At 60.8% G+C, this 24869-nt stretch carries 26 protein-coding genes and 1 tRNA gene; 11 read left to right on the top strand and 16 right to left on the bottom strand.

The annotated features are described in order from the left end of the window. Nucleotides 1–520 precede the first annotated feature (520 nt). The 4 genes from msrQ to BUC08_RS14555 all read right to left on the bottom strand — a co-directional run bounded on the left by msrQ (nucleotide 521) and on the right by BUC08_RS14555 (nucleotide 3823). Complete coding sequence (gene msrQ / locus BUC08_RS14565; RefSeq protein ID WP_037923343.1) at nucleotides 521–1126, bottom strand: protein-methionine-sulfoxide reductase heme-binding subunit MsrQ; 606 nt, start codon at nucleotides 1124–1126, stop codon at nucleotides 521–523. 6 nt (nucleotides 1127–1132) lie between these two features. After that, complete coding sequence (locus BUC08_RS24630) at nucleotides 1133–1276, bottom strand: hypothetical protein (RefSeq protein ID WP_156024886.1); 144 nt, start codon at nucleotides 1274–1276, stop codon at nucleotides 1133–1135. 26 nt (nucleotides 1277–1302) lie between these two features. Then, a complete protein-coding gene (gene msrP, locus BUC08_RS14560; protein ID WP_037923341.1) occupies nucleotides 1303–2208 on the bottom strand; it encodes a protein-methionine-sulfoxide reductase catalytic subunit MsrP in 906 nt (301 codons plus the stop codon). A gap of 127 nt (nucleotides 2209–2335) precedes the next feature. After that, complete coding sequence (locus tag BUC08_RS14555) at nucleotides 2336–3823, bottom strand: FMN-binding glutamate synthase family protein (protein ID WP_037923339.1); 1488 nt, start codon at nucleotides 3821–3823, stop codon at nucleotides 2336–2338. Between the two features lie 290 nt (nucleotides 3824–4113). Between BUC08_RS14555 and BUC08_RS24175 the strand changes: the two genes are divergently transcribed. Then, nucleotides 4114–5868: a calcium-binding protein gene (locus BUC08_RS24175; protein ID WP_051694037.1), complete on the top strand. Its 1755-nt coding sequence runs from the start codon at nucleotides 4114–4116 to the stop codon at nucleotides 5866–5868. A 76-nt stretch (nucleotides 5869–5944) separates the two neighbouring features. Here BUC08_RS24175 and BUC08_RS14535 read toward each other — a convergent pair whose 3' ends face one another. Further along, a complete protein-coding gene (locus BUC08_RS14535) occupies nucleotides 5945–6538 on the bottom strand; it encodes a TetR/AcrR family transcriptional regulator (protein ID WP_037923337.1) in 594 nt (197 codons plus the stop codon). A gap of 45 nt (nucleotides 6539–6583) precedes the next feature. Between BUC08_RS14535 and BUC08_RS14530 the strand changes: the two genes are divergently transcribed. After that, the gene (locus BUC08_RS14530; protein ID WP_263480942.1) at nucleotides 6584–6946 is read left to right on the top strand and encodes a darcynin family protein; all 363 of its coding nucleotides are present in this window, start codon (nucleotides 6584–6586) and stop codon (nucleotides 6944–6946) included. Next, a complete protein-coding gene (locus tag BUC08_RS14525; RefSeq protein WP_037923334.1) occupies nucleotides 6943–7692 on the top strand; it encodes an SDR family oxidoreductase in 750 nt (249 codons plus the stop codon). Before BUC08_RS14530 ends, BUC08_RS14525 begins: the two co-directional genes overlap by 4 nt. 30 nt (nucleotides 7693–7722) lie before the next feature. On the opposite strand, the gene BUC08_RS14520 is transcribed toward BUC08_RS14525, so the two are convergent. Next, entirely contained in the window at nucleotides 7723–8568 is an 846-nt protein-coding gene (locus BUC08_RS14520) for an SDR family oxidoreductase (RefSeq protein WP_037923331.1), read from the bottom strand. Between the two features lie 113 nt (nucleotides 8569–8681). Here BUC08_RS14520 and BUC08_RS14515 point away from each other — a divergent pair, with 113 nt between their 5' ends. Then, nucleotides 8682–9086: a winged helix-turn-helix transcriptional regulator gene (locus tag BUC08_RS14515; protein WP_143186747.1), complete on the top strand. Its 405-nt coding sequence runs from the start codon at nucleotides 8682–8684 to the stop codon at nucleotides 9084–9086. Nucleotides 9087–9093: 7 nt separating this feature from the next. Here BUC08_RS14515 and BUC08_RS14510 read toward each other — a convergent pair whose 3' ends face one another. Beyond that, the gene (locus BUC08_RS14510) at nucleotides 9094–9666 is read right to left on the bottom strand and encodes a L,D-transpeptidase family protein (protein ID WP_234973758.1); all 573 of its coding nucleotides are present in this window, start codon (nucleotides 9664–9666) and stop codon (nucleotides 9094–9096) included. A 117-nt stretch (nucleotides 9667–9783) separates the two neighbouring features. After that, nucleotides 9784–12399 carry an ATP-dependent chaperone ClpB gene (gene clpB, locus BUC08_RS14505; protein WP_037923327.1) on the bottom strand — a complete coding sequence of 872 codons (2616 nt, stop codon included), beginning with the start codon at nucleotides 12397–12399 and terminating at the stop codon, nucleotides 9784–9786. A gap of 374 nt (nucleotides 12400–12773) precedes the next feature. Between clpB and BUC08_RS14500 the strand changes: the two genes are divergently transcribed. Then, on the top strand, nucleotides 12774–13091 hold the full coding sequence (locus tag BUC08_RS14500; protein WP_051694035.1) for a hypothetical protein: 318 nt from the start codon (nucleotides 12774–12776) through the stop codon (nucleotides 13089–13091). Between the two features lie 215 nt (nucleotides 13092–13306). Then, on the top strand, nucleotides 13307–14005 hold the full coding sequence (gene pyrF / locus BUC08_RS14495) for an orotidine-5'-phosphate decarboxylase (protein WP_037923325.1): 699 nt from the start codon (nucleotides 13307–13309) through the stop codon (nucleotides 14003–14005). 193 nt (nucleotides 14006–14198) lie between these two features. On the opposite strand, the gene BUC08_RS14490 is transcribed toward pyrF, so the two are convergent. Next, on the bottom strand, nucleotides 14199–14627 hold the full coding sequence (locus BUC08_RS14490; RefSeq protein ID WP_318173657.1) for an NUDIX hydrolase: 429 nt from the start codon (nucleotides 14625–14627) through the stop codon (nucleotides 14199–14201). 51 nt (nucleotides 14628–14678) lie between these two features. Here BUC08_RS14490 and BUC08_RS14485 point away from each other — a divergent pair, with 51 nt between their 5' ends. After that, nucleotides 14679–15932, top strand: coding sequence for a DNA polymerase IV (locus tag BUC08_RS14485; RefSeq protein ID WP_037923321.1), 1254 nt, complete (start codon nucleotides 14679–14681; stop codon nucleotides 15930–15932). A gap of 3 nt (nucleotides 15933–15935) precedes the next feature. Here BUC08_RS14485 and BUC08_RS14480 read toward each other — a convergent pair whose 3' ends face one another. Beyond that, nucleotides 15936–16610: a nitroreductase gene (locus tag BUC08_RS14480; RefSeq protein WP_037923319.1), complete on the bottom strand. Its 675-nt coding sequence runs from the start codon at nucleotides 16608–16610 to the stop codon at nucleotides 15936–15938. A 75-nt stretch (nucleotides 16611–16685) separates the two neighbouring features. Beyond that, a complete protein-coding gene (locus tag BUC08_RS14475; RefSeq protein WP_037923318.1) occupies nucleotides 16686–17546 on the bottom strand; it encodes an N-formylglutamate amidohydrolase in 861 nt (286 codons plus the stop codon). A 150-nt stretch (nucleotides 17547–17696) separates the two neighbouring features. Here BUC08_RS14475 and BUC08_RS14470 point away from each other — a divergent pair. Next, nucleotides 17697–17771 (top strand) — tRNA-Val (locus tag BUC08_RS14470). 83 nt (nucleotides 17772–17854) lie between these two features. After that, complete coding sequence (ykgO, locus tag BUC08_RS14465; RefSeq protein WP_005850168.1) at nucleotides 17855–17980, top strand: type B 50S ribosomal protein L36; 126 nt, start codon at nucleotides 17855–17857, stop codon at nucleotides 17978–17980. A gap of 3 nt (nucleotides 17981–17983) precedes the next feature. On the opposite strand, the gene BUC08_RS24625 is transcribed toward ykgO, so the two are convergent. Then, entirely contained in the window at nucleotides 17984–18145 is a 162-nt protein-coding gene (locus BUC08_RS24625; protein ID WP_156024885.1) for a hypothetical protein, read from the bottom strand. Between the two features lie 37 nt (nucleotides 18146–18182). On the opposite strand from BUC08_RS24625, the gene yghU reads away from it, so the two are divergent. After that, the gene (yghU, locus tag BUC08_RS14460; protein WP_037923315.1) at nucleotides 18183–19058 is read left to right on the top strand and encodes a glutathione-dependent disulfide-bond oxidoreductase; all 876 of its coding nucleotides are present in this window, start codon (nucleotides 18183–18185) and stop codon (nucleotides 19056–19058) included. 39 nt (nucleotides 19059–19097) lie between these two features. Here yghU and BUC08_RS14455 read toward each other — a convergent pair whose 3' ends face one another. Together BUC08_RS14455 and BUC08_RS14450 are read right to left on the bottom strand one after the other, a co-directional pair. Next, complete coding sequence (locus BUC08_RS14455; protein WP_037923308.1) at nucleotides 19098–20768, bottom strand: ABC transporter permease; 1671 nt, start codon at nucleotides 20766–20768, stop codon at nucleotides 19098–19100. 51 nt (nucleotides 20769–20819) lie between these two features. Then, on the bottom strand, nucleotides 20820–21707 hold the full coding sequence (locus BUC08_RS14450) for an alpha/beta fold hydrolase (protein ID WP_051694033.1): 888 nt from the start codon (nucleotides 21705–21707) through the stop codon (nucleotides 20820–20822). Between the two features lie 194 nt (nucleotides 21708–21901). On the opposite strand from BUC08_RS14450, the gene BUC08_RS14445 reads away from it, so the two are divergent. Further along, entirely contained in the window at nucleotides 21902–22651 is a 750-nt protein-coding gene (locus BUC08_RS14445) for a MauE/DoxX family redox-associated membrane protein (RefSeq protein ID WP_037923305.1), read from the top strand. Between the two features lie 68 nt (nucleotides 22652–22719). On the opposite strand, the gene BUC08_RS14440 is transcribed toward BUC08_RS14445, so the two are convergent. Further along, nucleotides 22720–23925, bottom strand: coding sequence for a phenylacetate--CoA ligase family protein (locus BUC08_RS14440; RefSeq protein ID WP_037923302.1), 1206 nt, complete (start codon nucleotides 23923–23925; stop codon nucleotides 22720–22722). Between the two features lie 49 nt (nucleotides 23926–23974). Further along, nucleotides 23975–24799, bottom strand: coding sequence for an ABC transporter ATP-binding protein (locus BUC08_RS14435; RefSeq protein ID WP_028955275.1), 825 nt, complete (start codon nucleotides 24797–24799; stop codon nucleotides 23975–23977). Nucleotides 24800–24869 lie beyond the last annotated feature (70 nt).

Raw genomic sequence — 24869 nt, 5'->3', positions numbered from 1 at the left:
GTGCATCACTGCGCCGCCGGTGAAGGGGGTTCTAAGTCTAACACCCAAAACCCGCAACCCCTTTTTTAAACAATATGACAGTTTTCTGAAAAAAAGCGAATTTCCCAATAAAATCATTGCCTTGGGTTCGCAATATTTCGCGGACCCGGGGTCATATCGGTCGATTATTACCCGATCCCGCCCTTCATGTTAGCGCGAGACAGCACTTTGGGCGACTTATCCACAGACTCGCACCCGAAATACGGCCGACTCGTCGCCTGGGAATCGCAATTTCGGGATGCTGATCGCGATTTCAGCAGCAGATTCTCTGAAATTATTTTGCCCGCCCCCGCAATTCACGCGAGTCGCGGGCAGTGATTCCACCGATTCACCGCTTTTTTCGCGGGCCTTCAGCGATTCCTGTCTTTGATTTGCGCCGCAAAACGCAGCTCAGGGGCGATTCATCTGCCTGTTCGATGTGCAAACTGCGAACATATCGCCCGATTCCGCGTGACTCGCCGGTCAGAGCCCTGTTTTGCCCTCACGCAGTCGCCCGTTTGGGCCAGCGCAGACGCAAAGCCAGCAGTCCCACGATGATTGCCATATAGACCAGAGGTTCGATCTGGATGCCTTTGACCAGCCATATGTAATGCACGCCCCCCAGCACCGCCGCCACATAGACCAGCTTGTGCAGCTTACGCCACGCAGGCCCCATTGTGCGGATCGACCAGTTGTTCGAAGTCACGGCGAGCGGGATCAGCAGCACGAAGGCGGCAAAGCCGATGGTTACATAGGGACGTTTGACGATGTCCGCCCAGATCTGGCTCCAGATCTGCACATCAAGGAACAGCCAGACGGCAAAGTGCAGGCAGACATAGGCGAAAGCCATCAGCCCCACGGCACGGCGAAAGCGGATCAGGTTCACGCCTGCGAACCGCCGCAGCGGCGTGATCGCAAGCCCTGCGATAATCAGCTTCAGCGCCCACTGTCCCAACTCATGCTCAAGCGCCTTGACCGGATCTCGGCCCAGACCGCCAAAAAACGCCTGATAGACCAGAAACAGCGCAGGCAGCAGCAATACTATATATACGACCCATGTGGGGACATTGCGCGCTGCGCTGTTGATACGATTCACAAAGGCCGTCATTACAAACTAAACTCTTTCAATGCTGGCGACCAAAGGCACGCCGCGCGACAGTGTAATATCAACAAACACCACCGCATGATGCGCCAGCTTTTTGGTATCAGGGCGCTGGTGCCCGGCGACGTTGCTCTCCTGCCCGACCGCATGAAGCATGCTGTGTTTTTCAGTGGCTGACAGGATCAGTAATTCGCTTTTAGATCCATACCTGCGTACAGGCTGGCGACCTCGTCTTCATATCCGTTGAACATCAACGTCGGGACACGGCGCGCAAAAAGTCCACCACCCAGAGGGCGTTCCGTCGCCTGTGACCAGCGCGGGTGGCTGACCTCGGGATTCACGTTGCTGTAGAACCCGTATTCCCGCGCGTTCGCCTTGTTCCAGCTGGTCGGCGGCTCCTTGTCGGTCAGCGTTATACGCACGATCGATTTGATCGACTTGAACCCGTACTTCCACGGCACCACCAGACGCATGGGCGCGCCATTCTGGTTCGGGATGTCCTTGCCATAGATGCCCGTCGCCATGATCGTCAGCGGGTGCATCGCCTCGTCCAGACGCAACCCTTCGACATAGGGCCAGTCCAGCACAGGATAGCGCACGCCGGGCATCTCGTCAGGGCGCAGCACGGTTTCAAAGGCCACGTATTTCGCACCAGACTGCACCCCTGCCATGTTCAAAAGGTCGGCCAGCTCGAACCCGTTCCACGGCACCACCATCGACCAGGCCTCGACACAGCGGAACCGATAGATGCGTTCTTCGATGGTCATCGCCTTGAGGATGTCCTCCAGAGCATAGTCGGCGGGCTTGTCGACCATGCCGTCGATTTTCACTGTCCAAGGCTTGGTGGTCAAAGCGCCGGCATATTCCGCCGGATCTTCCTTGCCGGTGCCGAATTCATAGTAGTTGTTATATTGGGTGATGTCCTCCCAGACGTTCGGCTCGAGCGTCTCTTGCGCCGCACGGGCGGTTCCCGCCATACCGACCAACCCCAGGCCTGCCGCCCCGGCCATCAGCTGACGCCGGTTCAAAAACGCGGCTTCGGGCGTGACATCCCGTTCGGTCAATGTGTTCGTCCAGCGGTTGGCCATTTGGATCGTCTCCTCATCCGTTTCACAACGTTATGCACAGAATGTGGGACGAACAAACGCTCAGGCCAGCCGGATCACGCGAAGTTGGCCCCGTGTAACAATTGCAAAACGGGCTGCGAGGCAACCGTCAGCCGTCGGCGCGCAGGCTGGGATAGATTTCATTCATCGGGGCTGAACGGCCGCTGTCCTGCACGATCCGCACATGCCTGCGCCGCAACAGGCGAGGTTCAGCCACACCGACGGAATGGGCGATGATCTCGACCTCGTGAATGACCTCTTTGGCATAGAGTGCAACACGCTGGTCCTTGTCCTCGACCACCAGCCCCTTTTGCAGGCGGGGATTGTGGGTGGTGATGCCGGTAGGGCAAGTGTTCTTGTTGCACTTCAGCGACTGGATGCAGCCCAGCGAGAACATGAAGCCCCGCGCCGAGGTGATAAAATCCGCCCCGGCCGCCAGCGCCCATGCCACGTCACCGGGATTGACCAGCTTGCCGCTGGCCACCAGCCGGATACGGTCTTTCAAACCCGCCTCGTTGCGCAGGTCGGCAGCCAATGGCAGGGATTCCCGTATAGACATACCCACCAGATCGATCAGCGGCATCGGTGCCGCGCCTGTGCCACCCTCGCCCCCGTCGATGGTGATAAAGTCAGGCGCGCAGTCGTCGCCGCGTTTCTTGATGGTCTGCATCAGGTCACGAAACGACTCTCTGTCACCCACCACTGTCTTGATGCCCACCGGTTTCCCCGTGATGTCGCGCAAGCGCACGATCATATCCAGCAGGTCATCCCAATCGTCGATCTCGACATGCCGGTTGGGCGAGATGGCATCGACCCCTTCCCGCAGCCCCCGGATCTCGGCAATCTCGGCGGTCACCTTGGCGCCGGGCAGAATGCCACCCTTGCCCGGTTTGGCCCCTTGGGCCAGTTTCAGCTCGAACATCTTGACGCAGGCGTTGGCAGCGATCTTGCGCAGCTTGTCCTCGTTCAGCGAACCGTCTTCGTTGCGCACGCCGAACTTGGCCGTGCCGATCTGGAAAACGATGTCACAACCGCCTTCGAGGTGAAACGGGCTGAGCCCGCCTTCGCCGGTGTTCATCCAGATGCCGGCCTTGGCGGCACCCCGGCTCAGCGCACGCACCGCGGGACGCGACAGCGCGCCATAGCTCATGCCGGAAATGTTGAAAAACGAATGCGCCGTATACGGCATCCGTGCGCCCGCGCCGATCACCATCGGTTGCGAACTGGCGAACTGATTGTCCAGTGGCGGGAAGGCAGCGTTGACAAAAATCGGGGTGCCGACAATCGAAAGGTTGCGGGTTGATCCAAAGGCCACTGTGTTGCTGTGCGGCTCGCCCGTGCGTTTGATCCAGTCCCGCTGCGCGCGGTTGAACGGCAGCTCTTCGCGGTCCATGGCAAAGAAATACTGGCGGAAGAATTCGCCCAGCGTCGAGAAGATATGCCTGAACCGCCCGATCACCGGATAGTTGCGGCGTATCGCGTCCTGGGTCTGAAGCCGGTCAATCGCGAACAGGACAACGGCACACAACAGGCCGATGCCGATCACTCCGATAAACACGAAGGCCAGGATTTCCAGAACGGTCAGGGGTGAGGACATGTCGCATTCTCGCTGTTTCCAGGGTTTAACGCACAGTTAAGCCACATACACGCCAACGCAAGGGCGCGCCGGTGTCACACTGTGGCGCGGATTCGTCGGTCCAAACACCAATTCCGCAACAGAAGCCCCTCCCCGACGGCCATTGGTGCCTGGCCGATCAACAATGTACCAAGTCCGCCCGCCAAAACCACGGGAATACCCCAGACAAAACTCTGTTTACACATACCTTTAGAGAGTCGGCGTGATAACGTTGTGGCAACAAGAACATCGACAAGACCTTGGGGACACACATGCCAACCACATACACAGAGACCGTTGAACTCGACACCGACAGCTTTACCGAAAGCTTCAACAATGACATGCCCATCGACATCGCTCTTTTCGACAACATCGATGGCAGCCTTGGCCTGCAACGGGCGGCACAGACCGACACGTCGGATGCGATTGCGCTGAACCTGACCGCAGGGTTCACCTACACTTTCGTTGTCGTGGTCGACTCCGCCGATGCCGACAGCGCGTTCACCGTCGGATTTGGCGATCAGACGGAAACTGCCGCAGGCCTTGATGGCAGCTATGAGGTCACAATAACCTTTACCGCAGAGGCGACCGAGACTGCCTATTTCACAGTCTCGCAAACCGGCGGCACCGCAGATTACTCTATTTCGGTAGAAGACATCGTCGATCCCAGCATTCCAACCGAAGGCGACGACTATATCGTCGGCAATATGACCTCCGACCGCGTCAATCTGCTGGGCGGCAATGACACCTACATCGCGCTTGGCGGATCGGATCAGGTCTGGGGCGGGCTGGGCAACGATTATATCGACGGTGTCTGCGGCGGCGACAAGTTGTGGGGTGAAGAGGGCAACGACACCATTCTGGGCGGCAATGGCCGGGACAGCATGTGGGGCGGCATCGGCGACGACAGCCTGAATGGCCAGAACCAAGAGGACATGCTGTGGGGCAACGAAGGCAACGACACGCTGATCGGTGAAAAAGGCAACGACACCATCGACGGCGGTTCGGGCGACGACGACATTGACGGGGGCAAGGAAAACGACCTGCTGACCGGCGGCACCGGGGCTGATATCTTTCGATATGCCAACGACATGGGCTGCGACACGATCACCGACTTTACCAGCGGCGAAGACAGGCTGGACATTTCGAAGCTGGACATCTGGGACATCAGCCAACTGACCATCACTCAAGTCGGCGACAACGCCCGCATCAATTTTGGCGATTTCCAATATGTCGAGCTGACCGGCGTGAACGCCGATGATCTGACCAACGCCGACTTTATTCTGGATGAAGCCCCTGAGATGATCTCCTCCGAGGGAGGCGACAACCTGTGGGGCACAGAGGCTGCCGATAGCATTGACCTGATGGGCGGCAGCGACCGAATTCGCGCAGGCGCAGGCGATGACACCGTTATGGGCGGCGCAGGCAAGGATACCATCGAGGGCGGTGATGACAATGATCTGATCCTGGGTGGCTCGGGGGCCGACCGGCTTTATGGAGATGCGGGCAACGACGTTATCTACGGCGACGCAGGCAACGACCTGATCCTTGCAGGCACCGGCGACGATTATGTCAACGGCGGCAACAAGAACGACCGCATCTACGGCGCGGGCGGCAATGACACGCTGGACGGTGAAAACGGCAATGACAAAATCTGGGGCGGCGCGGGCAACGACCTGATTTCAGGCGGTGCAGGCAAGGACCTGATCGATGGCGGCGACGGCGATGACACGATTGATGGCGGATGGGGCGACGACAATCTGACCGGTGGCACAGGCGCTGACATCTTTGTCTTCGACGACCGGATGCGTGCCGACACCATCACCGACTTTACCGATGGCGAGGACCGGTTGGACATGACCGCCTGGGGCTTTACCAGCGTCGATGACATGACTTTCCAACAGGTCGGCGACGACGTGTTCATCCAGTTCACCGACCGCGACAGCCTGCTGCTGCAGAACGTCGAAGTGGCCGATCTGGATGCCAGTGACTTTATTTTTGACACCGAACCGGTGCCATTCACCTGATGACCTCCAAAGTCTGACTGTGGAAAGGGGCGTTCGGAAACGAACGTCCCTTTTTCTATCTGCCAACATCAGCACCTCAGGCAAGATAGCCTTTGGCCAGCTTCAGCGCCCGTTCGAACAACGCCCGCGCATCGGTTTCGCCTGCCAGCCCGGCCCCATCAATCATACCACGCAAGGCTGACACCAGATCGCGCGCAGCCACCGGGGCATCGGCCACCTGATGATGCTCCAGAAACGCCACGATGGTCTGGTTGATCTGTTCATTCAGGACACGGGTTTCCTGCTCAAGCGGCAAAAAGCTCTCGGCATATTCCAACGCCTTGGACAGCTTTGGCCAGTGCAACTGACTTTCGACGGCGGCATGCAACAGCTTGGCCAGGGTCACGTCGAAGGATTCATTATGCATCTCCAGCGTGGCAGCTTGCAAATCCTCCAGCAGTCTGGCTCGCTTCTGACGGATGATGTCGGTCAGGATCGCCTCTTTCGACGGGTAATATTGGTACAAGGTGCCAATGCTGACGCCAGCAACTTCGGCCACGTAATTTGTCGTCAGTGTCTCCAATCCACCGCGTTCCAAAATATGAGCAGCCGCTTGCAGAATGGCCTGAACCGACGCCTTGGCGCGCGCTTGTGTAGGTGTCTTTCTTGGGTTGATCTGTGCCTGCTTCATTGCCGCCTGAATGCGAGTTGAGAAATGTGAGTATTCGCTCGAATATTGCGTGAGTGTCCTCGAACGCAAAGGAAATTCGACATGATCTGGACAATCTTCATGCTTTTGCGGGCCACCCCGCACTGGCTGGGCCACACCATCACGGAACGCGACAGCATCGCAGCCGACTGCCTGGCGCAGGCTGGACTGGGCGATCAGGTTTCGATGCGTTTCTATGACGCCGAGGCGTTTTCGGGCACCTGCTCGGACGTGGCGGTGTTCGAGGCCCGCGACTTGGGGGCCTATTACTTTGTTGTCGAACGGCTGCGCAACACACCCCTGTTTGGCAAGCCGTACTTTGATGTCATCGACATTATTCCTGCGCTGGAAAACGGCCATCAAACCTTTCAACGAGAGGTCAGCGCATGAACAATGCATTGGCAGGCCGTCGCGCGCTGGTCACCGGCGGAGCGCGGGGGATCGGTCTGGAATTGTCCCGCCAGTTGATCGCGCAAGGCTGCACGGTTGTCGCCGTGGGGCGCAACATGCAGCATCTGAACGCTTTGCAATCCGAGGGCGGTCCAAATGTCACCACGGTGCAGGCCGATCTGTCCCAACAAGCAGAGATCGACAGGTTGGTCGCGCTGATCACCGCCGAGCATCCCGATCTCAGCATCCTGATCAACAATGCGGGCCTCCAACAGGAGATGAACCTGTTTGCCGACCCTGCTGAGGCTTCCATCATCTCTGCCCGTCAGGAGATCGGGTTGAACCTGGACGGGCTGGTCAGCCTGACCCTGGGATTGCTGCCAAACCTTGCAGCCCAGAGCAGATCGGCCATCGTCAACATCAGCTCGGGGCTTGCCATCGCCCCCAAGGCTGCATCGCCGGTATATTGCGCCACCAAGGCCGCCACGCGCGCGTTCAGTCAGGCTTTGCGTTATCAGTGTGAAGACAGCGCACCGCATATAACGGTGACCGAGGCGATCATGGCGCTGGTGGACGCGGATATGACCGCGGGGCGCGGATCGGGGAAAATCACGGCCCACCGCGCTGCAACCGAGGTGATTGCCGGGCTGGCACGTGGACAGCCCGAGGTCTGGGTCGGCAAGGCCAAGATGCTGCGCGTTCTGAACCGCCTGCTGCCTGCGGTCGCAGCACGGATCATGCGCTAGGGGCGCCTTGTCAAAGGCACCCCCGAGAGGTCAGGCCAGCGCTTCAGACACCGATTTCGACAGCGGCGTAGTGGGCCGTCCGATCAGGTCCGACAGATCGCGGCCGTCATGGAACAACGCACCCTGCGACGCGTCCACATCAAAGCTCGCCAAGGCGCCCGCAAATCCCTCGGGCAGGCCGACCGATACCAGAATCTTGGCATATTCATCCTGTGGCAGGTTCTGATAGGGGATCGTTTTACCCGTCTGCGCACTGACCTCTGCGGCCAGATCGCTGAGCGTATAGGCGGAATCGCCCGCCAGTTCATAGGTCTTGCCCACGTGATCACCTGCTGTCAGCACCGCCACTGCCGCATCAGCGTAATCCGCACGTGCCGCCGAACTGATACGTCCGTCGCCAGCAGAGCCGACCAACGCACCCGCCTGCACTGCCCCCGGCACGGACCCGGTGTAATTCTCGGTGTACCAACCATTGCGCAGGATCGTGTAGGTTAGGCCCGATGCTTTGATCAGCGCCTCGGTCTCACGGTGTTCGACCGCCAGTGACATGGGCGAGGTATCCGCCCGCAGCAGGCTGGTGTAGACAATGTGCCCGACACCCGCAGATTTCGCCGCGTCGATCACCGCGCGATGTTGGGCTGTGCGCTGACCGATCTCGCTGCCTGAAATCAACAGGAGCGTGTCCACACCCGCCAATGCGGGGGCCAGTGTTTCGGGCGCATCATAATCCGCCCTGCGCGCGGTCACACCCAGATCGGCGGCCTTTTCCGGGCTGCGCGCCAGCGCGATGATGTCGCTTGCGGCCATCTTGTCCTTGAGGCCTGCAATGACCAATCGGCCCAGCTGTCCGGTGGCACCTGTTACTGCAACTGTCATGGGATCGTCCTTTCAAAACGTCATGTTCTGCCACAAGAGCTAGACCCTTTACTTACGAATAGTAAGTACGTACAAAAATGTAAGTTTGAAAATTCTGAAAAGCAGAGCCGTCCATGACCGAACATCCCCCTGCCCTGACGCCCGAGCCGCTGTCGGACCGTGTCCGGCGTGGCGATCTGATGGCGGCGCAATGTCCCTCACGCGACGTGCTGAAGCATGTGACCAGCCGTTGGGGCGTGCTGGCACTGATGGCGCTTGAGGACGGAACGCTGCGCTTCAGCGCCCTGCGCCAGCAGATTGGCGGCGTCAGCGAGCGGATGCTGGCCCAAACCCTGCAAGCCCTGACCGCCGACGGCTTTGTCAGCCGCGTGTCCTTTGACGTGGTGCCGCCGCATGTGGAATACAGCCTGACACCGCTGGGCCGCGAGGTGGCGGAAAAGGTGCGCGGCCTGGCCGACTGGATCGAAGTGTCGATGCCGCGCATAGCAGAAGCCCAACAGGCACGCGCCCGGACTTAAACCAGCGTCAAACCTCGGGAGTCCACTGAGGCTTGATCGTGATCGGCGTCCCGTCCGGCGTACGCGCCCAGATCTCGCGCATTTCACTGTTGGTCACCGCAATGCAGCCGTCCGTCCAGTTCATCAGCAGATGCAGTGTCCCGATGGCGCCCCATCCATTCGGCAACCCGTGGATCATGATATTGCCGCCGGGATCGTATCCGCCCCGCGCTGCACGCGCTTGGTCGGCGGCATCGGGATAAGAGATATGCAAGCTGAGGTGCGCCACCGACTGCGGGTTGCGCCAGTCAATTCGGTAGTCCCCCTCCGGCGTACGCTCATCCCCTTCGCTTTGCTTGGGCCCCCCGTCCCAGCGCGCACCCATGGCGATATCATAGGATTGCAGCACTCTACCGTCCTGCATCAGATACAGCCTTCTGTCGGCCTTAGAGACGATAAGGTGATCCGCCAACAGCGCGTCCGCAGCCTGAACAGGCGGCTCGACCAGAGAAATCCGCGCCATCACCTTGGTATAGCCCAGCACCGCGACAACCATGAGCGCCACCATCAGGAGAACGCGAAAAAGCCTGTGACGTTTCAAATGACATTCCTCATCCCATCACGGCAGGTTTACCAAATCCCGCCCCGGCATCAATCGTCATCACAAACACAAAAGGGGCGCCCGATGCGGGCGCCCCTTGCAACTTTATTGTGTGGTTCAATGCACCACGGCGTCATCCGGTCTGGGCCGATTGGTACCCGCAACACGGTCACCGATGATCAACCCCTCGCTGCCCGCTGTTACGGGAATGGAATCCCCATCCATAACATCACCGGCCAGCAACATCTCGGCCAGCGGGTTTTGCAGCGTGTTCTGGATCACCCGTTTCAGCGGACGCGCCCCGAACACCGGATCATAACCTTCGTCAGCCAGCCATTTGCGGGCGCTGTCGTCCAGATCCAGTGTGATCTTGCGCGCTTGCAGACGTTTCAGCAGGCGGGCCATCTGGATATCGACAATGCCGTCCATGTTGTCACGGCTGAGGCGGTCAAAGATGATCGTCTCGTCCAGACGGTTCAGGAACTCGGGGCGGAAGTGCGCCCGCACCGCGTCCATCACATCACGTTTGGCACGCGCCATGTCGCCGCCTTCGGGAAGCTGGCTCAGCGCCTGCGCCCCAAGGTTGCTGGTCAGAATGATCAGCGTCTGCTTGAAGTCGACCTTGCGGCCCTGACCATCGGTCAGCACGCCATCGTCCAGCACCTGCAGCAGCACGTTGAACACATCCGGGTGTGCCTTTTCGACCTCGTCGAACAACACGACCTGATAAGGCCTGCGCCGCACGGCTTCGGTCAGAACACCACCTTCGTCATAGCCGACATAGCCCGGAGGGGCACCGATCAGACGCGCAACGCTGTGTTTTTCCATGAACTCGGACATATCCAGACGCACCATGGCGTTGTCGTCGTCGAACATGAAGTTCGCCACGGCTTTGGTCAGCTCGGTCTTGCCGACGCCGGTTGGCCCGAGGAACAGGAAACTGCCCAGGGGGCGGTTCTCGTCGTTCAGACCGGCCCGCGCACGGCGTACTGCGTTTGCCACCGCCTTTACGGCGCTGTCTTGACCCACCACACGGCTGTGCAACTGTTCTTCCATGCGCAGCAGCTTGTCGCGCTCACCTTCCAGCATCCGCGAGGTCGGGATACCTGTCCAGCGTTCAACAACGCTGGCGATCTGCTCGGGGCGCACGGTGTCCGCAGTTCGGGCATCCGCTTCGGTCGCGTCCAGCGTTTCAAGCTGACGCTCAAGTTGCGGGATCACGCCATAAGACAGCTCGCCAGCCTTGGCCAGATTGCCCTCGCGCTTGGCGATGTCCAGATCGGCGCGGGCACGGTCCAACTGCTCCTTGATCCCCTGCGCCGAGGCGATGGCGTCACGGTTGGTCTGCCATTGCGCCGTCATTTCGGCACTGCGCTCTTGCAAGTCGGAGAGGTCCTTTTCCAGCGCACCCAAACGGTCCTTGCTGGCCGCGTCATCCTCGGCGCGCAAGGCTTCGGCCTCGATCTGCAATTGCAGGATCTGGCGGTCGATGGCATCCAGCTCTTCGGGTTTGCTGTCCACCTCCATGCGCAGACGGCTGGCCGCCTCGTCCACAAGGTCGATGGCCTTGTCCGGCAGGAAGCGGTCGGTGATATAGCGATGGCTCAACGTGGCCGCCGCAACCAGCGCGCTGTCACTGACGCGCACCCCGTGGTGCAATTCGTATTTTTCCTTGATGCCGCGCAGAATGCTGATCGTATCCTCAACCGTGGGCTCCTGCACCATCACGGGCTGGAACCGGCGGGCCAAGGCCGCGTCTTTTTCCACATATTTGCGATACTCATCCAGCGTGGTGGCACCGATACAGTGCAGTTCACCGCGCGCTAGCGCCGGTTTGATCAGGTTCGCAGCATCCATCGCGCCGTCAGCCTTGCCCGCGCCCACGAGCGTGTGCATTTCATCGATGAACAGAATGATTTCGCCCGCGGCATCGGTGACTTCGTTCAGAACCGCCTTCAGACGCTCCTCGAACTCGCCACGGTATTTCGCACCGGCAATCAGCGCGCCCATGTCCAGCGCCAGCAGTTTCTTGTTGCGCAGGCTTTCGGGCACATCGCCGTTGATGATGCGCAAGGCCATGCCTTCGGCAATCGCGGTTTTACCCACGCCCGGCTCCCCGATCAGAACGGGGTTGTTCTTGGTCCGGCGGCTCAGCACCTGCATGGTGCGGCGGATTTCCTCGTCGCGGCCGATGATCGGGTCAATCTTGCCCTGTTCGGCGCGTTCGGTCAGGTCCGTGCTGTATTTCTTCAGCGCCTCATAGCTGTCCTCTGCGCTGGCAGAGTCGGCTGTGCGTCCCTTGCGAATGTCGTTGATTGCCGAATTCAGCGCCTGCGCGGACACAGATCCAGCTTCCAATGCCGTCTTGGCCCCGGATTTGACCATGCACAGGGCCATCAGGATGCGCTCGACCGGCACGAAGCTGTCGCCGGCCTTCTGGGCCAGGGCCTCGGCCTCGGCCAGAACCTTGGCGGTGGTGTTGTCCAGATAGACCTGTGCCGCATCGCCCGTGACGACAGGCATCTTGCCCAGCGACAGGGTCAGCGCTTCGGTCACGCGTGCGGGGTTACCGCCTGCGCGTGCGATCAGGTTGCTGGCCAACCCCTGTTCGTCATCCATCAATGCTTTGAGTATGTGCTCGGGCGCCAAACGCTGATGGCTTTCCCGTGTGGCGATTGTCTGCGCTGCCTGCACAAAGCCGCGCGACCGCTCCGTGAACTTGGACAAGTCCATAGATAGTCTCCTTTTCAAAAGCGCCCTGATGATGTCGCGCGCCTGACTTTGCAGCACACACGACGGTGAAGGGCCTTGATCATAAATTGGGCGCTGACAGCCCCGGGTTCAAGATTTCAAACGCCACAATCTGTCTCTTTCGACGCAAAGACAGGATTTCATCGGCCTCGCGGCCAATCGCCCGCCCGTCGACAGCCAGATTCCACAGAAATGCCACTGCGATTCGGGCAAAAAGCGGGAAACTCTCCCATAGGGTGCAATGCCCTCATAAAAAATCGTTAAAAATCAATATGTCAAAAAAACGTTAACTAAATTTGAAACCGTAGAAGCATGTCAAACGTTTATTATGCAGACGACAACACATAGGTGTCAAAATGCAACAGTATCCCGTTGAGCTGAACAGTGTGATCTACAACGCGACGACACAAAGCTTTGAGGCTTTGGTCACGGTACACGCACCACAGGGCGCACGCAAATATGCCTGCGCGATTGATGCACCAATCACCATGACCTATTCCGACGCGGCCTCGGGCCTCGCCACGCAAGCGCTGCGGCGCCATGCCGGGCGCGGCGGGCTGTCGTCTTCAACCGCTCTTGCTGCGGCTCAGGCCCGCGCCCGCTCCGGCGCGGCCAAAGTACGCCGCAAGCTATCGTTAGACCCCATTGCCATGTTGCGACGCCTCGCAGCATAGCATCGCGGCACATTCTGAAGGTCGTTTCTGTCCCCGACCCCTCATGACGCCGCACTACCAGAGACACGTGCCTGCCTGCTAGGTCTCTGATGCTCTGCCCGGATGTGCCCCTGTGCCATCCGGGCCTTTTTTTTGCCCACACCCCCGCCGCACCCCGGACTTGCCGCAACAGGCCCATTCGCGCTAAGCGCATTCCAGCGCAAAGGAGCCCGCACATGACACATTCCCCAAATGACCGCCTGATCGTTGCCCTTGATGTTCCCAACGCCGTTGCCAGTTTGAAACTGGCCGAAGATCTGGGCGATGCCGTCACCTTTTACAAAATCGGTCTGGGGATGCTGACCGGCGGCGGGCTGGCTTTGGCCAACGAGCTGAAGCAGGAACAGGGCAAGCGCATCTTTCTGGATATGAAACTCTTCGACATCGGCGCCACGGTCGAGGCGGCGGTGCGCGGGTTGGCCCAGTTCGATCTGGATTTCCTGACCGTGCACGGCGACCCCCACGTCGTCCGCGCCGCCAAAGAGGGGGCTGCAGGGTCGAACATGAAAATCCTCGCCGTCACCATCCTGACCTCACTGGACCGCGCCGATCTGGATGCCTGCCTGATCAAGGACGGTGCCACCGCCGACCTAGTGGTCGAACGCGCAGGCCGCGCATTTGACGCAGGGGCCGACGGCATCATCGCCTCGCCGCAAGAGGCCGCGATGATCCGCGCCCTGCCCGAGGCTGCGGACCGCCTGATCGTCACCCCCGGCGTGCGCCCTGCAGGGGCCGATCTGGGCGACCAGAAACGCGTGGCGACACCGGCGCAGGCCATCACCGACGGGGCGGATCACATCGTCGTCGGGCGCCCGATCTGGGCCGCTGCCAACCCCACCCAGGCAGCAAATGACATCCTCGCCAGCCTGCCCTGATCGCACAGGATGTGGGAAAATTGGCACAGGCCACTGCATATAGGTTTGGTCTGGATTTCCTTACTCGCCTGAAAGGCGAAATTCGGCTATGTTAAATGACAGGTGATACTCCCCGACGAACTGGCTCTTCCTGAAGTTCGTCACCTCCCCCCGCTTGTTTTGCGGGGGGTCTTTCTTTTGGAAGCACCGGATTTCAAAGCGCAAAATCGTCCCCTGACACCCCCGACAGATACAGCGCCAGCCGGGTCTGAAAGTGCGGAACCGCCTTGGGATGGGCGATGAACATCTGCGGCGCCATCAGTTGCCAGCTTTGACCTTCGTCCCCCAAGACGATCTGCGACGCGACGTCTTCGGGCAAATGTCCGGCAAAAAACCATTTGTCGCCACCTCCTTCGGTAAACCGCTTTCCCCAGGTCACCACCGGCGTGGGCACCACCAACCCCAGTTCCTCGCGTGTCTCACGCAAGGCGCAGGCCAAAGGCGTTTCACTCCCCTCGCGCCCGCCGCCGGGCAGGTCCAGATAGTCAGGCCATGGAATCCCCGCGATGTCGTCGCGCCGGATCACCGCCACCCGCGTGCCAATGAAAAGCGCCAGCTTGGCACCTGCAAATGGCATGTTCATTTCCGCATCCCCGCGCTAGACTGATCCCCACTCTAGCACAGATGCAAAGCCATGCCTGCCCTCTGCCGAGACTGCCTGCACCAATTCGACACCGCGCGCCGCTGTCCGGCCTGCGCAAGTCCGCGCGTCGTCAGCCATCCCGAACTGAACAGCCTGAGCATCGCCCACATGGATTGCGACGCCTTCTACGCCTCGGTGGAAAAACGCGACAACCCCGCGCTGGAGGGGAAACCGTTGATCATCGGCGGCGGGCGGCGTGGCGTGGTGTCCACAGCCTGCTATGTCGCGCGAATTCGCGGTGTGCGCTCGGCGATGCCGATGTTCCAGGCTCTAAAACTGTGCCCGGATGCGATTATCGTCAAACCGCGCATGGCCGCCTATGTCGAAGCCTCGCGGGCCATCCGCGCGATGATGGAGGACCTGACCCCCGCCATCCAGCCGCTGTCACTGGACGAGGCCTTTATGGATCTCAGCGGAACGCAACGGATGCACGGCGCGCCGCCCGCAGTGATGCTGGCGCGCCTGATCCGACGGATGCGCAGCGAACTGGGGCTGACCGGGTCGATCGGGCTGTCCCATAACAAGTTCCTGGCCAAGATCGCCTCGGACCTGGACAAGCCGCACGGATTCTCGGTGATCGGCAAGGCCGAAACCGAAAGCTTTCTGCATGACAAGCCGGTCCGGCTGATCTGGGGCGTCGGCACTGCGGCGCAGGCCTCGCTGGACAAGGCCGGCATACGCAGCTTTGCCGACCTGAAGCGTTGGGACAAACAGGACCTAATCGCCCGCTTCGGTGCCATGGGCGACCGGTTGTGGCATCTGGCCCGGGGCATTGACGCGCGGCGGGTGACGGCACACGAGCCGATGAAATCCATCTCGAATGAGACCACCTTCAACGATGACACCGCCGATCCCGATATCCTGGACGGCCACCTGTGGCGCATGGCCGAAAAGGTATCGGACCGCGCCAAGGCAAAGGATCTGGCCGGCCGTGTCGTCACGCTAAAGCTGAAACGCGCCAACCACAGTACATTAACGCGGCGGCTGTCCCTGCACAGCCCGACCCAGATGGCCGACACCATCTATCGCACCGCCCGCGCCCTGTTCGATCAGGTCGGCAACGAAGGCCCCTACCGGCTGCTGGGCTGTGGCATTTCCGATCTGACAAATGCGGACAAGGCCGACACCGAGGGCGATCTTCTGGACCCGAACAAGACCAAGCGCACCCAGGCCGAACGCGCCACCGACAAAATCCGCAGCCGCTTTGGCCCCGACGCCATCGTCAAGGGCCGTGCATTGCGCTAGCCCTCAGTCGAACCCGACAAATCGCGCCATTTCGCTCACATCCCGTCGCCGCGACACAACCGAATTGGCCGAGAACTCTTCGTCTGGCCAGCCCAGCGCCACACAGGTCAGAATCACTTGGTCGTCGGGAATGCCCGCGTGTTCCCGCACCACCGGCGACTGCATGATACCCTGACCGTTGATCACGGCACCCAGTCCACGGCTCCAAGCTGCCAACACCAGCCCATAGGTCACGGCGCCCAGATCGAAATGCGCAATCGTCCCGCCTTCCAGATCCCTGTCAAAGGTCACAACCACCGACACCGGCGCATCGAACTGGCGAAAGCCGCGCATCACCCAGTCCTGCCGCTTTTCCTTGTTGTCACGCTCGATCCCCATCGCCTCGAACAACTGGATCGCAATTTCAACCTGCCGGTCGCGGTGAACACCCTGATAGGCGCCGTGATCCACGATTTCGCGCTGCGGCGGCACGCCAGACAGCATCCGCTCCGAATTGCCCGCGCGCACAGCTTCCAGCGGCGCACCGGTCAGCACATGAAAATGCCAGGGCTGCGTATTCATCGACGACGGTGCGCGATTGGCCAGCGCGATGATCTCTTCCAGCAGATCGCGCGGCACCGGATCGGGCTTGAACCCTCTGATGCTGCGCCGCTCGGACATTGCCTGTTCCAGGTCCATCGCTCTCTCCCCTGAGTACCGTTCCGGCAACGCTACCCGCAATCGCTCCGGAGACCAGCGTAACGGGGCGTCAGATCACTCGGCTGCCAAGGGCATCCGCCCCTGACCGATCTGCGCCACCTCGGCCACAACCGCCGCCAGCCGCGCGCGAATGTCGTCAAAACCACCATTGGGTCGCACCAGCGCCTCGTTCATATAAAGCGACCGGTCGATCTCGACCTGAACCGCATGTTGCCCACGCGCAGGTCGCCCATAGGCCTGGGTAATATAGGCCCCGGCAAAGGGCGCATTGCGCGTCACGACAAACCCGGCGGCCACAAAGGCGGCCTCGATCCGGTCCACGACCTCGCCCGCTGCCGCCGCGCCAAAGCGGTCACCCAGCACCACATCAGGCCGCTTCATTCCGCCACGCACGACACTGTCCATCGCCTCATGGGGCATCGAATGGCAATCAATCAAAACCGCCTGCCCATGACGGCGGTGCGCGCTGTCCAGCAATTGCTGCAGCATTGCGTGGTAGGGTCGCCAATACAGATCAATACGCCGCTCGGCCTCTGCAAGGCTGAGCTTGCCGCGATAGATCGCACGGCCATTCGCCACCACGCGGGGCACCACGCCAAGGCCAGACGCCACACGCGGGTTATGACCCTTGGGACGCACCCCTTCAATCAACGCGGGGTCCAGTTCGTCCACCGCCCGGTTCAGGTCCACAAAGGCACGCGGCGCGCCGGCCTTGAGAAAGCTCGCTCCGAACCGGGGGGCGCACTCAAACAGCTTGTCGACAAAGGCATCTTCCGACGACCGCACCTGATGCTCGTTCAGCACTGTTGTCCGCAAGAATCGCCAAGGATAATCGCGCCCCGAATGTGGCGACGCGAACACCACACAGGACGTATTCCTGTCAGGGTGCAGGACTTCGTAAGCAAGCTTGGGCATCGGCTCTCCTCATGGAAATAACATAGCGCATGAAATACACGTATCAAAAGCCCTTGATCCCGCTTCCGACTCCTTTTATACGCCCCCCTACCGGCGCGAAATCTCGCGCCCCATTTTTGTTTTGGGGCAGTGTTTCGTGAAGGCCAGAGTGGGCGATTAGCTCAGCGGTAGAGCACTTCGTTGACATCGAAGGGGTCACAAGTTCGATCCTTGTATCGCCCACCATTCTATTCACAGTTCGGGCACCCTGCCCGGACACCCGCAACCCCGGCGCTGCTTCGCGCCATGAAACATGAGGAAGAAGCGCCATGAAGGTTCGCAACTCGCTCCGCTCGCTCAAAAACCGGCACCGTGACTGCCGCGTTGTGCGTCGCAAAGGCCGTGTGTACGTCATCAACAAGACGCAGCGCCGGTTCAAAGCCCGCCAGGGCTAAGGCTTACGCCAGATCATTTTCAAAAAGGCCGTCCTTCGGGGCGGCTTTTTTATTGCCCGAAATCCCCAAGCCCGCGTTCTTTTGGCCGTGAATATCCCGGGAGAGGCGCACCAGCGCCGGAGGCAGTGCCCCCAGCGTGACCTTGCGCCTTTCGCACAAGATCATAAGTTGCTTGCAAACCCCTGACCGAAAGGCACTTAGAATGACCGACACCTACACGCCCCCCGACGTCTGGACCTGGGACAAAAGCAGTGGCGGGCGATTCGCCAACATCAACCGCCCCATCGCTGGTCCGACACACGACAAAAAGCTGGACGTCGGCAAACACCCGATGCAATTGCACTCGCTCGCCACGCCCAACGGCGTCAAAGTCACCGTGATGCTCGAAGAGTTGCTCGAAAAGGGTCACAAGGGCGCGGAATATGACGCCTACCTGATCAACATCGGTGAGGGCGACCAGTTTTCTTCGGGCTTTGTCGAAATCAACCCGAACTCGAAAATCCCCGCCCTGATGGACCGCTCGGGCGACACGCCTGTGCGCGTGTTCGAAAGCGCGTCGATCCTGTTCCACCTGGCCGAGAAATTCGGCGAATTCCTTCCCGCCTCCGGCCCGGCCCGCACCGAAGTGATGAACTGGGTTATGTGGCAAATGGGCAGCGCGCCCTATCTGGGCGGCGGCTTTGGCCACTTTTACGCCTATGCGCCGGAAAAGTGGGAATACCCGATCAACCGCTTTACCATGGAAGCCAAACGCCAGCTTGACGTGCTCGAGCGGCAGCTGGCCGACCATCCCTATATCGCAGGCGACGAATACACGATTGCGGACATCGCAATCTGGCCCTGGTATGGCCAGCTGGTTCTGGGCCGCCTGTACGACGCAGCAACCTTCCTGGATGTGGAAAGCTATACCAACGTGATGGCCTGGGCGAAAAAGATCGACGAACGCCCCGCCGTTAAACGCGGTCGCATGGTCAACCGTGCCTCTGGCGCGCCAGAATACCAGCTGCGTGAACGTCACGACGCATCGGATTTCGAAACCCGTACGTGGGACAAGATCGGCGACGACAGCGAAAGCTGATACAGAACGCAGCGGGTGGCCCTTCGGGGTTGCCCGCGCTTACCGGCTGCGTCCGACCTGACGACAGATCAGGATCACCGGCAACACCCCCACCGCCACAATCACCAGCGACGGCACCGCCGCCCCGTCCAGCCGTTCGTCGCTGGCCAGACGGTACGCCTGTACCGCCAGCGTGTCATAGTTGAACGGGCGCATGATCAGCGTCGCGGGCAATTCTTTCATCACGTCCACAAACACAATCAACGCTGCCGTCAGCAGGCTGGGTGTCAGGATCGGCAGGTGCACACGGCGCAGCGTGGCCATCGGCCCCTTGCCCAGCGACCGGCTGGCCGCGTCCATGTTCACGTGCACCAGCGCCTGTCCGCCCTCATAGGCCCCCAGCGCCGCCGCAAGGAATCGCACCATATAGGCCGCGATCAGCAGCCAGATCGACCCGGTGATCAGCAAGCCCGTCGAAATATCAAAGGTCGCGCGCATCCAGACATCCAGCCGGTTGTCAAAGGCGGCAAAGGGCACCATCAGCCCGACCGCAATCACACCGCCCGGCACCGCATACCCCAGCCGCGCCACATAGGCCGCGGCACGTGCCAAGCGGCCCGGCTGAATACGGTTGTAAAAGCCGACCGCAATCGCAGCGCCCAGCGTCAGAACCGCCGCAACCGCCGCCAGCGTCAGCGAGTTTTTCACAAAGCCCAGATAGCGCGCGCTGGTCAGATCCTGCTCGGACCCCAGCCCCATGATCACCAGCACCACAATCGGCAGCAGCGCGCCCAACAGCACCGGCACACCGCACAGCAGCATCGCCAGCACTGCCCGCAGGCCTGACAGCTGGACCGGCGGATTGCCACCTTTGCCGCCCCGCGACGGATCATGATACTTGGCCCGCCCGCGCTGCGCCCGCTCCAGCATCGACAGCAACAGCGCAAACCCCAACAGGCACAACGCCAGTTGCGCGGCCCCCGTGCGATCGCCCAGGCTGAACCAGCTGGTGTAAATGCCTGTGGCAAAGGTCTGGACGCCGAAATAGGCGACCGTGCCAAAATCGGCGATGGTCTCCATCACCGTCAGCAGCACCCCCGCCGCAATCGCAGGCCGCGCCAACGGCAGGCTGACCTTGAAGAACGCACCCCAGATCGAGCTGCCCAAGGCCCGTGCTGCCAGAAACGTCGTGCCCGATTGTTGCAGGAAGGACGCCCGCGCCAGCAGGTAGACATAAGGGTACAACACCAGCACCAGCATCATCGCCGCACCGCCCAGGCTGCGAATCTCGGGGAACCAATAGTCGCGCGGGCCCCAGCCCATGATCCCGCGCAATGTCGATTGCACGATTCCGGGGTGATCCAGAATATGTGTATAAGCATAGGCCAGCACATAGGCCGGAAAGGCCAGTGGCAGCACCAGCGCGATCTCGAACAGGCGCACTCCCGGAAAGCGGGTCATCGTCACCAGCCACGCAGCTCCCACGCCAACCATGAAAGTGCCCACCGACACCAGCAACGCCAGCGCCACCGTATTGCCCAAGTAGCGCGGCAGCACGGTCTGCATCAGGTGCTGCACAGTGTCGAACCCGCCACCAAAGGACGCCAGCAACACCGCAACCATCGGCAACAGGCACAGCGCCGCCGCCAGCAACGCCACCGTCACCAGCCCCTTTGGGGCCAGCCGCGCCGGCGCGGGTTGTCCCGCGATATGTATCGACTGATCGCTCATAGCCCTTATGTCGATCATTTCTGTCGGAATGACCAGACCACGCGCAGCCCCCTATCCTTGCTCGAAGAACGCCAGAATATCATCGAACACACGTGGCTCTGCCACATACAGCAGATGTCCCAGACCGGGGTAAAAGGTGATCGGCGCGCCGCCGATGCTCTTTGCGAACCGGCGCACCTGTCGAGGCCGGAACACCGTGTCGGCGGTGCCTGCGTACAGGTGCACCTGCTCGGGCGGCAAGGTGAACCCCTCGGGCATCTGCCAGCCCACCAGCGCCATCGTGTGCGCCTTGAAGATGTTGAACGACGGCTCGACCACGATCTTTTTCGGGCGGCTGGTGATACGGGCAATGTCATCGGCCCGTTCCGGCGATCGCGCCCCCGCACGTCCAAACAGGAGCACAGGAAAATAATTCTCCCACACCTTGCGCGTGTTCACCGACTGCGCCCGTGCCGCCGCGACCAGAATGTCATCGACCCCACGCAGCGCCGTCTGCGCGCCGCCCCCGAATTCGACCGCGCTGGACATGCCAGCCACCTGCGCGCGCGGACCGATCTGCTTGGCCGCCAGCATGGCAATCGGCGCACCGGTGGAAAACCCCAACAGCTTGATCTGCTTGTCGGGAAAGCGTTCGGCCAGCTTTACGATGGTCTGCGCCGCTGTGGCGATGTCCAGCGGTCCGTCCAACGGGCGGCCATCCATGCCAGGAAAACGATATGCGGCAAAGGCGTAGCCCTTGGATCGCCATTCCACCACCGGATCAAAAATGCCCAGCGGCGTCATGGATCCGGGTATCAGGATCAGCAGCTTGTCCTGCTTCTGGATATCAGCCGCATTGAACAACAACGGCATCACCGGTGCATCAGTCGCCTCGGGCTTTGGCCCGCACGCCGCCAACAGACCGCAGACCACCAAAACCAAAACCCGTACCGTCCACATGCGCGCGCCCTTGCTCTGCCCATTGATCCCTAAACGGCAGTCCTAGCCGCAGCGCAGGGCATCCGCCAGCCGCCCGAGATCACAATGTTACCACGGCTGAGAAAGAAATTTTGGAACCTTCCCGCACTGGAAACCCGTTTTTTCTACGGCCCGTACAGATTTTAACGCGGCTGGCAAACCCAAAGGACCAATACATGACCCAGAAAACAGCACATCTTTACCGCATGGTCATGCCCGACCACCTGTGCCCTTATGGCCTCAAGTCAAAATCCCTTCTGGAACGTCACGGCTATGTAATTCTCGACCACCACCTGACCAATCGCGCCGAAACCGACGCATTCAAGGCCGAGCATGGCGTGAAAACCACCCCCCAGACCTTTATCGAAAACGAAAGGATCGGTGGCCACGACGATCTGCGTCGTTTCTTTGGCCAACATGTGAAGGCCGCCGATGAAAAAACCTATCGCCCCGTGCTGGTGATCTTTGCAATTTCTTTCCTAATCGCGTTGGCGATTTCCGTAATTGCCCACGGCACTCCGCTCAGCTGGTCGGTGATACCGTGGTTCGTCGCCACCGCCATGACAATTCTTGCCCTGCAAAAACTGCAAGACGTCGAACAGTTCTCGACCATGTTCCTGGGCTATGACCTGCTGGCGCGGCGCTGGGTGCCTTACGCCTATATCTACCCCTATGCCGAGGCCACCGCAGGCCTGCTGATGCTGGCAGGGGTCGCCCTGTGGCTCGCCGCCCCGCTGGCGCTCTTTGTCGGCACCATCGGCGCGATTTCGGTGATCAAGGCGGTCTATGTCGACAAACGCGACCTGAAATGTGCCTGCACGGGTGGCAATGACAACGTGCCGCTGGGCTTCATCTCGCTCAGCGAGAACCTCGCCATGGCGGGCATGGGGGCCTGGATGCTGATCCGCCTTCTTGTCACAGGCTGAACCTTCATCTTGCCGGATAAACTCCGGGGGAGCGCCGCAGGCGCGGGGGCAGAGCGCCCGAACCAGCCTCAGTCGTAGCTGCGCTGATCCTCGATCACCAGCCCGTCACGCGGCAGGCTGCCAACGGGCACAATCTCGACCGCGCCTTTCAGCTTCAGCGTATCGACCACGCTGGCGGCATAGGTCTGCATATCGCCGCCTTCGGCTTCGATCTGCACTGTCATGGCGTCCTGCTGGCCATCGCGTTGGGCGACCACACGGGCACGCGCGATCTCGGGGTGTTTGGCGACCAAAGCGGCCACCTGTTCGGGACGTACGAACATGCCCTTGATCTTCGTCGTCTGGTCGGCCCGGCCCATCCAGCCCTTGATGCGCATGTTGGTGCGCCCGCAGGGGCTTTGCCCCGCAAGCACCGCGCTCATGTCGCCGGTGGCAAAGCGGATCAACGGATAGTCGGGGTTCAAGGACGTCACGACAACCTCGCCCACTTCGCCCGGCTCGACCGGATTGCCGGTGCCGGGGGTCAGGATTTCGACGATCACGCCTTCATCGACGATCATGCCCTCCATCGCTGCACTTTCATATGCGATGTTGCCCAGATCGGCGGTGGCATAGGACTGCAAACAGGCAATGCCGCGATCCGCATATTCCTGGCGCAAGCTGGGGAACAGCGCGCCACCGCCCACGACCGCACGCGACAGTTTCAGCGTCACGCCCATCTCGTCGGCCTTGTCCAGGATGACCTTCAGGTAATCCGGCGTGCCCGCATAAGCCGTGGTGCCGATATCGCGCGCCGCAATCACCTGCAATTCGGTCTGTCCCGTCCCCGCAGGCAGCACCGCCGCCCCCACCGCCCGCGCGCCGGATTCAAAGATCATGCCCGCAGGCGTCAGGTGATAGCCAAAGCAGTTCTGGACGATATCGCCCTTGCCAATGCCCGCCGCGTGCAGGAAACGGCCCATCCGCCACCAGTCGTGGCTGATCCCGCCGGGTTCATAGATCGGTCCGGGAGACTGAAACACATGCGCCACATTGCTGACAGCGATCCCACCAAAAGGCGGGTTCTCCTTTTGCCACGCCGACAGGTCGGACTTGCGCATCACCGGCAGCTTTACCAGATCTTCATGGCCCTGCACCGACGCCGCCGCATCACGCCAATCGGCAGGCGCATGGGTGATCGAGGCCAGCCGCGTGCGCAGCAACGCGGCCTGTTCAGCCAGCCGCTGGTCTGCACTGCGGGTTTCCAGATCGTCAAAATACGCTGTGTGCGGCATCGGAAAATGTCCTGTTCGTGTGGTCAAGTGTTGCGCGGATCGGTCTTGCTCAGCTCAGCCAACGCTTGCGCCGGCGGTAGGACCGCACATCGCGGAACGATTTGCGGCCTTCGTCGGACATGCCCAGATAGAATTCCTTCACGTCCGGGTTTTCGCGCAGCTCAGCGGCGGGGCCGTCCATCACCACGCGGCCCGACTCCAGAATATAGCCGTAATGCGCGAACCGCAGTGCCACGTTGGTGTTCTGTTCGGCCAGCAGGAAGGACACGCCTTCGTTTTCGTTCACCGATTTCACGATCGAGAAAATCTGTTCCACCAACTGCGGCGCCAGACCCATGCTGGGTTCGTCCAGCAGGATCGTCTCGGGGCGGCTCATCAGGGCGCGACCGATCGCACACATCTGTTGTTCCCCACCCGAGGTGTACCCCGCCTGGGATTTGCGCCGCTCGCGCAGACGCGGAAAATAGTTGTAAACCATTTCGAGGTCTGCCGCGATGGCGCCCTTGCCGTCGGTGCGCGTATAGGCCCCGGTCAGCAGGTTTTCCTCGATGGTCAGATGCTCAAAACAATGGCGGCCCTCCATCACCTGCACTACACCGCGTTTCACGGTTTCGGCAGGGTCGGTATGCTGGATCACATCACCGCGGTATTTGATCGAGCCTTTGGTGACTTCACCACGCTCCGAGGCCAGCAAGCCGCTGATGGCCTTCAGCGTCGTGGTCTTGCCCGCGCCGTTGCCGCCCAGCAATGCGGTGATCCCGCCCTTGGGCACCGACAGGCTGACACCTTTCAGCACCAGGATGACGTGATTGTAGATCACCTCGATGTTGTTGACCTCAAGCAAGGTCTCGTCAGTTTTTCCGGCATCAAGCATGGTCAACCTGCCCCGTTTGGTGGTGTTTGGGAAAACTCCGGCGACACGGACGCGCCGCCGGAGGGTTCGA

It is taken from the genome of Pseudosulfitobacter pseudonitzschiae (genome assembly GCF_900129395.1).
Classification (GTDB): domain Bacteria; phylum Pseudomonadota; class Alphaproteobacteria; order Rhodobacterales; family Rhodobacteraceae; genus Pseudosulfitobacter; species Pseudosulfitobacter pseudonitzschiae.
Note: the sequence above shows the minus strand (reverse complement) of the source record. Positions and strands in the feature narration are given on the sequence as shown.

Bases quoted from the DNA above. Each gene is read 5' to 3' on its own strand.
- BUC08_RS14475 (WP_037923318.1), bottom strand. From the start codon at position 17,546: ATGCCCAAGCTTGCTTACGAAGTCCTGCACCCTGACAGGAATACGTCC.
- BUC08_RS14445 (WP_037923305.1), top strand. From the start codon at position 21,902: ATGACCCAGAAAACAGCACATCTTTACCGCATGGTCATGCCCGACCAC.
- clpB (WP_037923327.1), bottom strand. From the start codon at position 12,399: ATGGACTTGTCCAAGTTCACGGAGCGGTCGCGCGGCTTTGTGCAGGCA.
- BUC08_RS24630 (WP_156024886.1), bottom strand. From the start codon at position 1,276: ATGCTTCATGCGGTCGGGCAGGAGAGCAACGTCGCCGGGCACCAGCGC.
- BUC08_RS14520 (WP_037923331.1), bottom strand. From the start codon at position 8,568: ATGACAGTTGCAGTAACAGGTGCCACCGGACAGCTGGGCCGATTGGTC.
- BUC08_RS14525 (WP_037923334.1), top strand. From the start codon at position 6,943: ATGAACAATGCATTGGCAGGCCGTCGCGCGCTGGTCACCGGCGGAGCG.
- BUC08_RS24175 (WP_051694037.1), top strand. From the start codon at position 4,114: ATGCCAACCACATACACAGAGACCGTTGAACTCGACACCGACAGCTTT.
- BUC08_RS14440 (WP_037923302.1), bottom strand. From the start codon at position 23,925: ATGCCGCACACAGCGTATTTTGACGATCTGGAAACCCGCAGTGCAGAC.
- BUC08_RS14450 (WP_051694033.1), bottom strand. From the start codon at position 21,707: ATGTGGACGGTACGGGTTTTGGTTTTGGTGGTCTGCGGTCTGTTGGCG.
- BUC08_RS14515 (WP_143186747.1), top strand. From the start codon at position 8,682: ATGACCGAACATCCCCCTGCCCTGACGCCCGAGCCGCTGTCGGACCGT.
- BUC08_RS14535 (WP_037923337.1), bottom strand. From the start codon at position 6,538: ATGAAGCAGGCACAGATCAACCCAAGAAAGACACCTACACAAGCGCGC.
- BUC08_RS14435 (WP_028955275.1), bottom strand. From the start codon at position 24,799: ATGCTTGATGCCGGAAAAACTGACGAGACCTTGCTTGAGGTCAACAAC.
- BUC08_RS14500 (WP_051694035.1), top strand. From the start codon at position 12,774: ATGCAACAGTATCCCGTTGAGCTGAACAGTGTGATCTACAACGCGACG.
- msrP (WP_037923341.1), bottom strand. From the start codon at position 2,208: ATGGCCAACCGCTGGACGAACACATTGACCGAACGGGATGTCACGCCC.
- BUC08_RS14490 (WP_318173657.1), bottom strand. From the start codon at position 14,627: ATGAACATGCCATTTGCAGGTGCCAAGCTGGCGCTTTTCATTGGCACG.
- BUC08_RS14485 (WP_037923321.1), top strand. From the start codon at position 14,679: ATGCCTGCCCTCTGCCGAGACTGCCTGCACCAATTCGACACCGCGCGC.
- pyrF (WP_037923325.1), top strand. From the start codon at position 13,307: ATGACACATTCCCCAAATGACCGCCTGATCGTTGCCCTTGATGTTCCC.
- ykgO (WP_005850168.1), top strand. From the start codon at position 17,855: ATGAAGGTTCGCAACTCGCTCCGCTCGCTCAAAAACCGGCACCGTGAC.
- BUC08_RS14555 (WP_037923339.1), bottom strand. From the start codon at position 3,823: ATGTCCTCACCCCTGACCGTTCTGGAAATCCTGGCCTTCGTGTTTATC.
- BUC08_RS14480 (WP_037923319.1), bottom strand. From the start codon at position 16,610: ATGGACCTGGAACAGGCAATGTCCGAGCGGCGCAGCATCAGAGGGTTC.
- msrQ (WP_037923343.1), bottom strand. From the start codon at position 1,126: ATGACGGCCTTTGTGAATCGTATCAACAGCGCAGCGCGCAATGTCCCC.
- BUC08_RS24625 (WP_156024885.1), bottom strand. From the start codon at position 18,145: ATGATCTTGTGCGAAAGGCGCAAGGTCACGCTGGGGGCACTGCCTCCG.
- BUC08_RS14455 (WP_037923308.1), bottom strand. From the start codon at position 20,768: ATGAGCGATCAGTCGATACATATCGCGGGACAACCCGCGCCGGCGCGG.
- yghU (WP_037923315.1), top strand. From the start codon at position 18,183: ATGACCGACACCTACACGCCCCCCGACGTCTGGACCTGGGACAAAAGC.